The 12,729-nt window shown below is 70.0% G+C and carries 10 protein-coding genes, 1 tRNA gene and 1 pseudogene; 5 read left to right on the plus strand and 7 right to left on the minus strand.

The features are described 5' to 3' along the window. Both AOK00_RS31590 and AOK00_RS31595 read left to right on the plus strand, forming a co-directional pair. Positions 1-1,111 (plus strand): pyridoxal phosphate-dependent decarboxylase family protein (locus AOK00_RS31590; RefSeq protein ID WP_055603614.1); only part of this gene is annotated, 1,111 nt, incomplete at its 5' end. Continuing rightward, positions 1,108-2,529, plus strand: coding sequence for a lysine N(6)-hydroxylase/L-ornithine N(5)-oxygenase family protein (locus AOK00_RS31595; RefSeq protein WP_055603615.1), 1,422 nt, complete (start codon positions 1,108-1,110; stop codon positions 2,527-2,529). The genes AOK00_RS31590 and AOK00_RS31595, both read left to right, overlap by 4 nt. A gap of 14 nt (positions 2,530-2,543) precedes the next feature. Here AOK00_RS31595 and AOK00_RS31600 read toward each other — a convergent pair whose 3' ends face one another. Beyond that, the gene (locus AOK00_RS31600) at positions 2,544-4,346 is read right to left on the minus strand and encodes a bifunctional metallophosphatase/5'-nucleotidase (RefSeq protein ID WP_055603616.1); all 1,803 of its coding nucleotides are present in this window, start codon (positions 4,344-4,346) and stop codon (positions 2,544-2,546) included. Positions 4,347-4,506: 160 nt separating this feature from the next. Here AOK00_RS31600 and AOK00_RS31605 point away from each other — a divergent pair, with 160 nt between their 5' ends. Then, complete coding sequence (locus AOK00_RS31605; RefSeq protein ID WP_055603617.1) at positions 4,507-5,190, plus strand: SIMPL domain-containing protein; 684 nt, start codon at positions 4,507-4,509, stop codon at positions 5,188-5,190. A 146-nt stretch (positions 5,191-5,336) separates the two neighbouring features. Continuing rightward, positions 5,337-6,764 (plus strand): pyruvate kinase, encoded by a 1,428-nt coding sequence (gene pyk, locus AOK00_RS31610; protein ID WP_055603618.1) that lies wholly within the window; start codon positions 5,337-5,339, stop codon positions 6,762-6,764. 4 nt (positions 6,765-6,768) lie between these two features. Here pyk and AOK00_RS40875 read toward each other — a convergent pair. Both AOK00_RS40875 and AOK00_RS31615 read right to left on the minus strand, forming a co-directional pair. After that, positions 6,769-6,981 (minus strand): annotated as a pseudogene (locus AOK00_RS40875) (helix-turn-helix domain-containing protein); the annotation flags it as partial. A 203-nt stretch (positions 6,982-7,184) separates the two neighbouring features. After that, positions 7,185-7,257: transfer RNA gene (locus AOK00_RS31615), tRNA-Leu, on the minus strand. A 102-nt stretch (positions 7,258-7,359) separates the two neighbouring features. Between AOK00_RS31615 and AOK00_RS31620 the strand changes: the two genes are divergently transcribed. Beyond that, on the plus strand, positions 7,360-8,013 hold the full coding sequence (locus tag AOK00_RS31620; RefSeq protein WP_055603619.1) for an ANTAR domain-containing response regulator: 654 nt from the start codon (positions 7,360-7,362) through the stop codon (positions 8,011-8,013). Positions 8,014-8,114: 101 nt separating this feature from the next. Here AOK00_RS31620 and AOK00_RS31625 read toward each other — a convergent pair whose 3' ends face one another. From AOK00_RS31625 to AOK00_RS31640, 4 genes are read right to left on the minus strand one after another with little or no spacing between them, the layout of a single operon-like run. After that, positions 8,115-8,831 carry an ABC transporter ATP-binding protein gene (locus tag AOK00_RS31625; protein WP_030325214.1) on the minus strand — a complete coding sequence of 239 codons (717 nt, stop codon included), beginning with the start codon at positions 8,829-8,831 and terminating at the stop codon, positions 8,115-8,117. Continuing rightward, positions 8,828-9,862, minus strand: coding sequence for an ABC transporter ATP-binding protein (locus tag AOK00_RS31630; RefSeq protein WP_055603620.1), 1,035 nt, complete (start codon positions 9,860-9,862; stop codon positions 8,828-8,830). Before AOK00_RS31630 ends, AOK00_RS31625 begins: the two co-directional genes overlap by 4 nt. 3 nt (positions 9,863-9,865) lie before the next feature. Next, the gene (locus tag AOK00_RS31635; protein ID WP_055603633.1) at positions 9,866-11,698 is read right to left on the minus strand and encodes a branched-chain amino acid ABC transporter permease; all 1,833 of its coding nucleotides are present in this window, start codon (positions 11,696-11,698) and stop codon (positions 9,866-9,868) included. A 5-nt stretch (positions 11,699-11,703) separates the two neighbouring features. Then, positions 11,704-12,633 carry a branched-chain amino acid ABC transporter permease gene (locus AOK00_RS31640; RefSeq protein WP_055603621.1) on the minus strand — a complete coding sequence of 310 codons (930 nt, stop codon included), beginning with the start codon at positions 12,631-12,633 and terminating at the stop codon, positions 11,704-11,706. Positions 12,634-12,729 lie beyond the last annotated feature (96 nt).

Here is a 12,729-nt window from a genome sequence, read left to right on the forward strand (position 1 = left end):
CCTCCACACCCCGCCCCTCGCCCTCGCCGCCGCCGCCGACCTCGCGGCCTCCGCGCTCAACCCGTCCATGGACTCCTGGGACCAGGCCCCCGCCGCCTCCGCGATCGAGGAGCGGGTCACGGCCGCCCTCGCCGCCGAGGTCTATCCGGACGCCACGAACCCCGACGCCGTCGTCACGACCGGCGGCACCGAGTCCAACCAGCTCGCCCTGCTCCTCGCGAGGGAGCGTCTCGGCCCCGCCGTCCGCACCGTCGTCGGCGCTAACGCCCACCACTCCTTCCAGCGGGCCGCCTGGCTCCTCGGCCTCCCCGAGCCCGTCGTGGTGCCCACACCCCTCGGCACCCTGGACCCCACCGCCCTGCGCGAGGCACTGACCGCGCTCACCGGGCCGATCCTCGTCGCGGCCACCGCGGGAACCACCGACGAGGGCCTCATCGACCCGATCCCGGCCCTGGCGGACCTCTGCGAGGAGCGCCACGCCGACCTCCACGTGGACGCCGCCTACGGAGGCCCCGTCCTCTTCAGCCGTCGGCACCGCTCCCTCCTCGACGGCCTGACCCGCGCCCGTACCGTCACCGTCGACCTCCACAAACTGGGCTGGCAGCCGGCCGCCGCCGGACTCCTCGCCGTACGCGACCCGGCCGACCTCACCGTGCTCGGGCACACCGCCGCGTACCTCAACGCCGACGACGACACCCAGGCCGGCCTCCCCGACCTCCTCGGCCGCTCCCTGCGCACCACCCGCCGCCCGGACGTCCTCAAGACCGCCGTCACCCTCCGCGCCCTCGGCCGCACCGGCCTCGGCGAACTCGTCGACGCCTGCATGGACCGGGCGCAGGAGCTGGCCGACCTCGTGGAGAAGGCGCCGGGCCTCGACCTCCGGGCCCGTCCCACCCTCACCACCGTCCTGTTCCGGCCGAACGGCCCCGGTGTCACCGACGCGACCATCGCCACCGTCCGCCGCACCCTCCTCGTCGAGGGCCGCGCCGTCCTCGGCCGCGCCGAGGCGGACGGCCGCCTCTGGCTCAAGGCCACCCTGCTCAACCCCCACGCCACCCCCGGCGACCTGGCTCAGCTCATCACCCTCGTGGAAGGCAGCGCGCACCGATGACCGGCAGCACCGGCAGCACCCCCCAGGACGACCACGACCGCCCCCACGACCTCGTGGGCGTCGGCATCGGCCCCTTCAACCTCTCGCTCGCCGCACTCGCGCACGGTCTCCCCGGCGGACTCGCCACCGCCTTCTTCGAGCAGAAGCCGGCCTTCCACTGGCACCCCGGCCTCCTCATCGAGGGCGCCACGCTCCAGGTCCCGTTCCTCGCCGACCTGGTGACCCTGGCCGACCCGGCCAGCCCCTGGACCTTCCTCAACTACCTGAAGAGCCGCGAGCGTCTCTTCCCCTTCTACTTCGCCGAGAAGTTCCACATCCAGCGCGCCGAATACGACGCCTACTGCCGCTGGGTCAGCGAGCGGCTCCCCGGTCTCCACTTCGGCCACCAGGTCGACTCCGTCCGCTGGAACCCCGAACGACGCCTTTTCGAGGTCGACTTCACCCAGCTCGACCCGGACGGCGAGGCCGAGGCCCTGGGCCGCGCGTACACCCGCAACGTCGTCCTCGGCGTCGGCACCGAGCCGTACGTCCCCGAGCCGCTCAAGCCGCTCGCCGACGCCCCCGGCGTCCCCGTCTTCCACTCCGCCGACTACCTCGCACACCGCGACACGCTCCTCGCCGCCGGACACGTCACCGTCATCGGATCCGGCCAGTCCGGCGCCGAGGTCTTCCTCGACCTGCTCCGCGCCCGCCCCGCCGGCGCCGAACGGATCCACTGGCTGGCCCGCACCGAGGCCTTCGCCCCCATGGAGTACTCGAAGCTGGGGCTCGAGCACTTCACCCCGGACTACACCCGCTACTTCCACGCCCTGCCCGAGCACGTCCGCAACGAACTCATGCCCCGGCAATGGCAGTTGCACAAGGGCATCGACGCCGACACGATCGCCGCCATCCACGACGAGCTGTACCGCAGGACCCTGCACGGCGGCTGGCCGGACGCCGTCCTCACCCCGGGCGTCCGGGTCCGCACGGCCGGCCGGGTCGCCACCACCCAGGTCGAGCTGCACCTGGAACACCTCCAGCAGGGCACCCGCTCCCGGCTCACCACCGACGCCGTCATCCTCGCCACCGGCTACCGGGAACGGCCGGTGGACCGGATGCTCGCCGGGCTCGACCCCTACCTCCGCCACGACTCCGCGGGGCGCGCCCGCGTCGACGAGCGATACCGGCTCGTCCTCGACCCCTCGGTGACCGGCGCCGTACACGTACAGAACGCCGAGCGGCACACCCACGGCGTCGGTGCCCCCGATCTCGGCCTCGCGGCCTGGCGGAGCGCCACCATCCTCAACTCGGTCACCGGCAAGGAGCCGTACCCGCTCCCTCGCCGCACGGCCTTCACCAGCTTCGGCCTGGAGACACGAGAGGCGCCGAGCATCCCGGCCCAGGGCCAGAAGCTGACGCCTCTCGTACAGCAGTGAGAACCCGCTGACCCCTAGAAGACGGGCACACCGTCCCGCGTCAGCTTCCAGCCCACCGAGGCGAACAGGGACGGGTCCACCGTCCCCTTCGCCTTCACCCACTGGATGATGGTGTTACGGATCTCGTCCGAGTTGGCCCACAGCTGCTGGGCACCGGCGACATGCGGGAACGCCCCGCCGCCGCTCGCCCGGTAGTTGTTGACCGCGAGGACGAACTTCGCCGCCGGGTCCAGGGGCCTGCCCTCGAAGGACAGGTTCACGATCCGTGAACCGGCCGGCCTCGCGATGTCGATGTCGTACGTGAGCCCGTGGACGGCGTCGTAGTTGTAGTCCGGGATGCCGTCGGCGTTGGTCAGCCTCGCGGTGTCCACCGGAGCACCCGCCGGGGTCTGGACGTAGTACCGCGCCGAGAACTCCAGGTAGTCCTTCAGCTGGGCGCCCGTCATCAGACGGGCCTCCAGGGTGTTCTCGAACGGATACAGGCCCGCGGCGTCCTTGATGGAGACCTGACCGGCCGGGATGCGGGCCGTACGGGAGAAGCAGGAGGCCTGCGACAGGACCGGCAGGGCCGCGTGGGCGCCGCCGGCGAGAGCCGCCTTCACGGTCTCGGCCTGCACGACGTTGATCAGGTCGATGATCGGCTCGTCCTTCCACGGCGCGTCGGCCGTGGTCATGGCGACGGTGGAGGTGCCGATGATCTGGTTGACGTACTCCACGACCTTCTTGTGCTCGTCCCCGAGCAGCCCGGTGATCTCCGGGTCCTCCGCCACCGTGTTGGAGTTCAGGACCTGGGCGGCGACCTTCTCGACGCTCCAGCAGCCCTTCTCCCACACCAGGTCGAAGTCGAACAGGGTCAGGCGCTGGCCCCACTTCAGGGGCTCGGACAGGACCACGTCCTTGCCCGTCTCCTTGTTCCTCACCCGGTACTCGGCGATCTCGGTGTGCGCGTGGCCGACGAGGATCGCGTCGATGCCCGGCACCTGCTCGGCGACGAGCCCGGCCGCGTTCTCGATGTGGGGGAGCTGGTCACCGTACGAGGAGGTGCCGCTGGACCCGGAGTGCGCCGAGACGACGACCACGTCCGCGCCCATGGAGCGCAGCCTGGGCACCCACTTCGCGGCCTGCTCCTCCAGACCCGGGAAGACCATCCTGCCGCTGACGTTCGCCTTGTCCCAGATCGCGATGCCGGGGTTGGTCAGGCCGAGTATCGCGACCTTGACGTCCTTGCCGTGCGGGGTGCGCAGCCGGTGCATGCTGTACGGGGCGAAGGCCGGGCGCAGGGTCTTGGCGTCGAGCGCGTTGGCGCCGAGCAGCGGGAAGTCGCACTGCTCCTCGAACTTGCGGAGCACCGGGATGCCGTAGTTGAACTCGTGGTTGCCGAGCGCGGCGGCGTCGTAGCCGATGGCGTTCATCGCCTGGGCCATCGGGTGGACCGGGCCGCGGCGGGCGGTGATCGGGTCGACCTTGGCGTAGTAGTACGACAGCTGGGTGCCCTGGATGGTGTCGCCGGCATCGATGAGGAGGGTGTTGCGGCGGCCCTTCTCCTTGCGGACCTGGTCGACCAGGGTGGAGATCTTGGCGAGGCCGACGTCGTTGTGGGCCTTGTCGTCGAACTCCTTGTCCGTGAAGTAGTCCCAGTTGAAGACGTTGCCGTGCAGGTCGGTGGTGCCCATCACGGTGAAGGAGTACCGCTTCCGCGGACGCGGGCGGCCGTGGCCGCCATGGGCCTCGGCGGGAACGGCGACGGCTCCGGCGACGGCCACTCCGGCCCCGGCGGCGGCCGAGCGCTCCAGGAACGTCCTGCGGTTCAGCGGCATGTGATCTCTCCCCTTGTGGTTCCGTGCCGTCGGCGCCGACCATGGCGCACAACGCGCGTAGATTCTGACCCGGACGGCCACGTCGGCAACAGAGCTTTCGGGTTACGGAGTGGGAAAGTGTTCGGTGGACGATCGCTGCCGAACACGGAGGAGTCAGGACGTGACGCAGGAACACGCGACCCCGGAGGCACCCCAGGTGACGGTTCGCGGGGAGGGACGTCTCGACGTCGACCCGGAACTCGCCCGGATCTGGGTGGCCGTCTCCGCCCGCGGGCCCGACCGGTCGGCCACGCTCGCGGACCTCACCCGGCGCAACGCCCTGGTGCTCGACCTGGTCAAGGCGCAGGGCTCCGCGGTGGAGAAACTGGAGACGGGCAGTTTCTCGATCTCCCCCGAGCTCACCCGCAAGGGGCGGGGGGAGCGGGTGCACGCCTTCCACGGCCGGGTGCGGGTCACCGCGGAACTCACCGACTTCACCGTGCTCGGAGAGCTCGTGACCCGGCTCGCCGACCTGGAACTGACGAGCGTCGACGGCCCGTGGTGGTTCCTGCGCCCGGCCTCCCCGGCGTACGCGGAGGCCCGCAGGCTCGCGGTGACGGAGGCGGTGCAACGAGCGCGGGCCTACGCCGAGGCGCTCGGCACCTCCCTCTCCTCACTCCTCGAACTGTCGGACGCGGGCGTCGCGGAGCCCCTGATGCCACGTCGGGCGGCCTTCGGCTCGGCGGCGGTGGCGTACTCGGCGGAAGGGGTCGGGGAGGCCCCGCCGCTCGACCTCGAACCGCAGCGCCAGACGGTGACCGCCGAGGTCGTGGCGCGCTTCACGATGCGGCCGCCCGCACTGTGAGACAAGGGGCGCCGGGGCGCGAAAATCGCTCATCGGAGCACCCCGGCGCACAGATTCAAGACTTGTCAACAGCCTTTCATGGAAAGGTTGTTGAGTAGTCATGTCCTGCCAACTCGCTACTCGCGGGTAAGGCCTAGGCTCGACACATGCGCCGAGCGAAAATCGTTTGTACCCTTGGGCCCGCCACCGAAACATACGACCAGATCAAGGCATTGATCGAGGCCGGAATGGACGTGGCCCGCTTCAACCTCAGCCACGGCTCGTACGCCGAACACGAGGAGCGCTACCAGCGCGTACGCAAAGCCTCCGACGAGACCGGCCGCAGCATCGGCGTCCTCGCCGACCTTCAAGGCCCGAAGATTCGCCTCGGCCGCTTCCGTGAAGGCCCCGTACTCCTTGAACGCGGCGACGAGTTCACCATCACCGTCGAACCGACGGAAGGCGACCGCCACCGCTGCGGAACGACCTACTCCGGCCTCGCCGCCGACGTCACCACCGGCGAGCGCATCCTCGTCGACGACGGCCGCGTCACCCTGGAAGTCACCTCCGTCGACGGGCCCCGGGTGAACACCGTCGTCATCGAGGGCGGCATGGTCTCCGACAACAAGGGCCTCAACCTGCCCGGCGTCGCCGTCTCCGTCCCCGCCCTCTCCGACAAGGACATCGAAGACCTGCGCTGGGCACTGCGCACCGGCGCCGACGTCATCGCACTCTCCTTCGTCCGCAGCGCCCGGGACATCGACGACGTCCACCGGATCATGGACGAGGAAGGCCGCCGCCTGCCCGTCATCGCCAAGATCGAGAAGCCGCAGGCCGTCGACAACATCGAGGAGATCGTCGCCGCCTTCGACGGCATCATGGTCGCCCGCGGCGACCTCGGCGTCGAGATGCCGCTGGAGCAGGTGCCGATCGTCCAGAAGCGCGCCGTCAAACTCGCCAAGCGCAACGCCAAGCCCGTCATCGTCGCCACCCAGATGCTCGACTCGATGATCGACAACTCCCGCCCCACCCGCGCCGAGGCCAGCGACGTCGCCAACGCCGTCATCGACGGCACCGACGCCGTGATGCTCTCCGGCGAGACCAGCGTCGGCCGCTACCCCATCGAGACCGTCCGCACCATGAGCCGCATCGTCGAGGCGGCCGAGGAGGACGTCCTCGCCAAGGGCCTCCCGCCCCTCACCGACCGGAACAAGCCCCGCACCCAGGGCGGCGCGGTGGCCCGCGCGGCCGCCGAGATGGGCGACTTCCTCGGCGCCAAGTTCCTCGTCGCCTTCACCCAGTCCGGCGACACGGTCAAGCGGCTCTCCCGCTACCGCTCACCCATCCCCCTGCTCGCCTTCACCCCGGACCCGGCGACGCGCTCCCAGCTCAACCTCACCTGGGGCGTCGAGACCTTCCTCGGCCCGCACGTGGACTCGACGGACGCGATGGTGGCGCAGGTGGACGAGGAGCTGTTGAGGATCGGCCGCTGCCGGAAGGGCGACATCGTGGTGATCACGGCCGGCTCCCCGCCGGGAGTCGCGGGCTCGACGAACCTGGTACGGGTCCACCACATCGGGGATCCGCTGACGTAGGGGGTCAGTGCCTGGGCCCGACGTGCGCGTCCATGAGGGCGACGGAGGCTTTGCGGGCGACGGAGATGTTGTACGGGTCGGTGCCGCGATCGGTGCTCGTCCATTCGACACCGACCCTGTCGAGGGTGTCGCCGAACAGCTGACGGATGTCGTCGGACTTGTCGGTGAAGAAGTACCGGGGGTACTCGTACCGCTTGCGCTTCCCGTCGATCGGCCGCGCGGGAGATCCCGGTCTGCTTGCTGACGGAGTTCAAGCTGCGGCCCTGGGCGACGAGCGCCAATGCCCGCTGACGCGTTCCGATGTCGTACGCGCAGTCGAGCGCGGCTGCTGAGCCGCAGTGACCGTGGGTGAATCCGCGGAGTTCACGCGCGTGGGTGACGATCACCGAGTACGCGGCGACCTGGGAATCAAAGGTGAAGTGCCCCGGGTGGGATTCGAACCCACGCTGTCGGTGGTTTGAGCACCGTGTCTCTTCCGCTGGACTACCGAGGCTTCCTTCGAAGTGAAGGTTGGCGGCTCCCCGCCGTGTCCATAGCTTATCGCAGCTGGGTAGGCTCGTGGTGAGCAGTGCCCCGCCCCGTACCAAGGAGTACCGTGACCGCCCCCGAGTCGCCCCAGCCCGCCGACGACGCCGACGCGTCGCACGTCCCGCCGCTGACGACCCGTGTCGTCATCGCCGAGGACGAGGCCCTCATCCGCCTCGACCTCAAAGAGATGCTGGAGGAAGAGGGCTACACGGTCGTCGGCGAGGCCGGAGACGGCCAGACCGCCGTCGAGCTCGCCCGCGAGCACCGCCCCGACCTCGTCATCCTCGACGTGAAGATGCCCGTCCTGGACGGCATCTCGGCCGCGGAGAAGATCGCCGGCGAGTCCATCGCCCCGGTCCTCATGCTCACCGCCTTCTCGCAGCGCGAGCTCGTCGAGCGGGCCCGGGACGCCGGCGCCATGGCGTACCTCGTGAAGCCGTTCAGCAAGAGCGACGTGGTGCCGGCCATCGAGATGGCCGTCTCCCGCTTCTCCGAACTGCGCGCCCTGGAGCAGGAGGTCGCCGACCTCTCGCAGCGTCTGGAGACCCGCAAGCTGGTGGACCGCGCCAAGTCCGTCCTGCAGACCCAGTACGGGCTGACGGAGCCGGCCGCGTTCCGCTGGATCCAGAAGACGTCCATGGACCGGCGGATGTCCATGCAGCAGGTCGCCGAGGCGGTCATCGAGGACGCCGAGGAGAAGAAGGCGGCCAAGGGCCAGTAGCCGCCGCCCGCCCTGCCCGCCCCGTCCCGCAGGCGCACGGAGAAGGCCCGCCCCACGGCTTTGTGGGGCGGGCCTTCTGTCCGTGGTGCCGACCGGGTGGGTCAGTCCTCGCCGAGGTACGCCTTGCGGACGGACTCGTCGTGGAGCAGGTTCTGGCCGGTGCCCGAGAGCACGACCTTGCCGATCTCCATGACGTGGCCCTGGTCCGCGAGGGCGAGCGCGGCCTGGGCGTTCTGCTCGACGAGCAGGATCGTGGTGCCCTGGGCCTTCAGCTCGGCGATGGTCGCCATGATCTTCTGCATCATGATCGGCGAGAGGCCCATGGAGGGTTCGTCGAGCATGAGCAGCTTCGGCTGGGACATGAGCGCCCGGCCCATGGCGAGCATCTGCTGCTCGCCGCCGGAGAGGGTGCCGGCCGCCTGCTTGCGACGCTCGCCCAGGATCGGGAAGAGGTCGTAGGCGCGCTGGACGTCCTTGGCGATGCCGGCGGTGTCCTTGCGGAGGAAGGCGCCGAGGAGGAGGTTCTCCTCGATCGTCATGCGGGGGAAGATGTGCCGGCCCTCGGGGGAGTGGGCCAGACCCAGTGAGACGATCTTGTGCGCGGGGATCTTGCGGAGGGACTTGCCCTCGAACTTGATCTGGCCGCCGACCGGCTTGAGGAGCCCGGAGAGGGTCCGCAGGGTGGTGGTCTTCCCGGCGCCGTTGGTGCCGATGAGGGTGACGACCTCACCGGCGTTGACGGAGAAGGAGATGCCCTTGACGGCCTCGATCTTTCCGTAGGCGACGCGCAGGTCCTCGACTTCGAGCAGTGCGGTCATGCGTCGTTCTCCTTGCCCGAAGCAGGGTCTTGCGTGGTGTCCTCCGAGGAGGTCTCCTCGGCGGCCGGCGCCTCGTCGGCGGGGGCCTCGGGGGTGTCGGTCGCCTCGGGGGCCTTGGGGGCGTCGTCCTCCGACGGCGCGTCCTCGTCGGCGGACGTGTCCTCGGAGGGGGCGGCCTTCGCGGGGGCCTCCGGCGCGGGGGTCTCCTCCGCCGATGCGTCCGCGACGGGTTCGCCCAGGTACGCGGCGATGACCCGCTCGTCGCTCTGGACGGTCTGGCTGTCGCCCTCGATCAGCTTCTGGCCCTGGACGAGCACGGCGACCCGGTCGCAGAGGTTGAAGATGAACCGCATGTCGTGCTCGATGACGAGCACGGCGATGCCCATGTCCCGGATGGCGAAGATGAGTTCCTCCGCCGCCCGCGTCTCCTGCGGGTTCATGCCGGCGGTGGGCTCGTCGAGCAGGATCAGACCGGGGTCGCTCGCGAGGGCGCGGGCGATCTCCAGCTTGCGCTGCTCTCCGTACGGGAGGTTCTTGGCGAGGTGCTGGGCCTTGTCCTGGAGGCCGATGAACTCCAGGAGTTCCATCGCCCGCTCGGTCGCCTCCGCCTCGGCCTTCTTGAAGCCGGGCAGTCGGAGCAGCGCGGACCAGAGGCCCTGCTTCATCCGGGTGTGGCGTCCGACGAGGACGTTCTCCAGGACCGTCATGTTGTGGAAGAGACGGATGTTCTGGAAGGTGCGGGCGATGCCGGCGTCGGTGACCTTGTACGACGTGGGCGGCAGGACCGTGCCCTTGTACCGGACCTCTCCCTCGGTGGGGACGTAGAGGCCGGTGAGGCAGTTGAAGAAGGTGGTCTTGCCGGCGCCGTTGGGGCCGATGAGGCCGACGATCTCGCCGCTGTTGACGGTCAGGTTCACGTCGCGCACGGCGGTGAGGCCGCCGAAGCGCATGGTGACCCCGCGGGCGTCGAGAACGGTCTGGCCGGCGGTCGGCGCGGTGGTCGCGTCGGCGGTCTTCGTGGTGGTCGTCATGGTTCAGGCACCTGCCTTGACGGGCGTGGCGGGCGTCTCGTCGTGCTCGTGGAACTCCAGCTGGTTGCGCCGGTTGGCGATCATGCCCTCCGGGCGGAAGCGCATGAGCAGGATCAGCGCGACGCCGAAGGCGAAGAGCTGGTACTCGCCCATGAACTGGAGCTTGTTCGGGATGAGGAAGAGCAGCGAGGCGCCGACCAGGGGACCGCTCATCGTGCCCATGCCGCCGAGGACGACGGCCGCGAGCAGGAAGGCGGAGTTGGGCGGGATCGGTCCGGCGAAGAGGTACTGCTCCGGGGTCACCGTGTAGGTCACGTGGGCCTGCACGGTGCCGGCGAGGCCGGCGAGCGAGGCGCCGAGCGCGAAGGCGATGAGCTTGACCCGGAAGCCGTTGATGCCCATGGCGAGCGCGGCGGTCTCGTCCTCGCGGATGGCGACCCAGGCGCGGCCGATGCGGGAGTCGCCGCTGCGGCGGAAGACCAGCACGACGACCGCCATGATCAGCAGCATCAGGAAGAAGTAGTTCGCGAAGCGGCCGATGGTGAAGCCGGCGATGGCGTGCTCGGCGCCGAAGTCGAACCCGAAGATGTTGAGGTTCGGGATGGACGCGATGCCGTTGGAGCCGTTGGTGATGTCCGGGCCGGAGGTGCCGTCGGTGTTCATGACGGCGATGCGGAAGATCTCACCGAATCCGAGCGTCACGATGGCGAGGTAGTCGCCGCGCAGTCGCAGGGTGGGGGCGCCGATGAGGACACCGAAGACCAGGGAGGCTCCGGCGCCGACGAGGACGGCGGCCCAGAAGGGGAGGTGGACGCCGAACGGGGAGGTCGGGGCGCCCGAGACGAGGGCGGCCGCGTAGGCGCCGACGCCGAGGAAGGCGACGTAGCCGAGGTCGAGGAGACCGGCGAGGCCGACGACGATGTTCAGGCCCAGGGCGACCGTGGCGAAGATCAGGATGTAGACGCCGAGCGTCGCGTACTGGTCGTCGGTCTGGGTGAAGGGGAAGAGCGCCGCCGCGATGAACGCACCCGCGATGGTGAGGTTCTGGTGCTTCTTGGTGAGCTGGGTGGCCTGCTGCATGAGGCCGGACTTGTTGATCGCGGCGAAGCCGAGGCCGGCCGTGATCAGGAAGCCGACGAACAGCTCGTCGTACTCGGTGCCGACGCCGTAGGTGAAGACGCCGAGCGCCGCGGCGAGGATGCCCGTGATGATCAGGATCTCGACCGTGGAGTGCATCGGGGGCAGCTTGCGGGCGGTGCCGGTGACGGCGAAGGCGCCCTTGAAGGCCGTCCAGCCGTTGCCGGCGCGGTGCTTGAACTGGTCCCAGCCGGTGTCCTCGGGGTCCACGGGGTGTACCGCGGGCCGTTCGAAGGGGAGGGCGAGGGCGCCGAGGAGGGTGAGCAGGGAGGTGAGCGCGACGATCGCGCCGCCCGGCTCCAGGTTGATCGGGCCGCCCAGCGAGATGCTGATCGCGGCGACGGTGTACCAGGTGGTGCCGAAGGTGGCGAGCGCGGCGACCTTGATGGCCGCGTCGGCGCCGGCGGGGGTCAGCCAGCGGGTGCCCTTGACGCCGTAGGAGGAGAGGGCGAAGAGGGCGGTGAGCAGGCCCAGGACGAGGACCTGCGTCTGGAGGCCGGCGGGGGAGCCGTAGTACGTGAGGTCGCCGGGGAACGTGGGCGTCCAGGTCCAGGCGAGGAAGCAGGCGGCGACGGTGAGGCCGGAGCCGCCCAGGGCGAGGGCGCGGGCGGCCTTGGCCGGCAGGAAGCCGATCAGACCGGTCGCTTCGTCCCGCTGGGAGGCCGTTGCTGCCTGGGTGTTCTCGGAGATGGTGGTCATGGTGCTCACGCCCTGTCCGCGACGCGCTCGCCCAGGAGGCCTTGTGGCCGGGCGAGGAGTACGACGATGAGGAGTACGAAGGCCCAGACGTCGGCCCAGGACTGGCCGCCGAGCTGCTCCATACCGGGGATGTGGCTGACGTACGCCGTCGCCATGGTCTCGGCGACACCGAGGACGACTCCGCCGATCATGGCTCCGTAGATGTTGCCGATGCCGCCGAGGACGGCGGCGGTGAAGGCCTTGAGTCCGAGGAGGAAGCCCATCTTGTAGTCGACGACGCCGTACTTGAGGCCGTAGGCGACGGCGCCGACGGCGGCCATGGCGGCGCCGAGGGCGAACGCGATCACGATGATCCGGTCGGTGTTGACGCCCATGAGCTTGGCGGTGTCCGGGTCCTGCGCGGTGGCCTGCATGCCGCGGCCGACGCGGGTCCGCATGACGAAGAAGGCGAGGACGGCCATGCAGATCGGGGCGGCGATCAGCAGGAAGACGTCGCCGGTCTGGATGGTGACCGGGCCGAGCTCGATCGGACCGCCGGGGATCTGCGGGAAGGTCCGGGCGCTCTTCGCCTCGGGGTACCACACCCACACCGCGTACTGCAGGGCGAGCGAGAGGCCGATGGCCGTGATGAGCGGGGCGAGGCGGGGGCCACCTCGTAGCGGACGGTAGGCGAACCGTTCCGCCCCGACGGCTATGGTGGTCGCGACTATCACGGCACCGATGATCATGACGGGCAGCGCGACCCACATGCTGGTGCCGCCGGGCAGGATGAGCCAGACCGTGAGCGCCCCGAAGCCGCCGGTCATGAAGATCTCGCCATGGGCGAAGTTGATGAGCTGGACGATGCCGTAGACCATCGTGTAGCCGACGGCGACGAGCCCGTACATGGATCCCAGTAGCAGGCCGTTGACCAGCTGCTGCGGCAGTTCGTTCACCGCATTGTCCTCCGAGACTTTCGACGGATGTGACACCGCGCGGGGAGCCTGGTGCGGCCCCCCGCGCGGTGAAAGTGGTGCTGAGTGGTGCTGAGT

It is taken from the genome of Streptomyces aureus, from assembly GCF_001418135.1.
GTDB classification, from domain to species: domain Bacteria; phylum Actinomycetota; class Actinomycetes; order Streptomycetales; family Streptomycetaceae; genus Streptomyces; species Streptomyces aureus_A.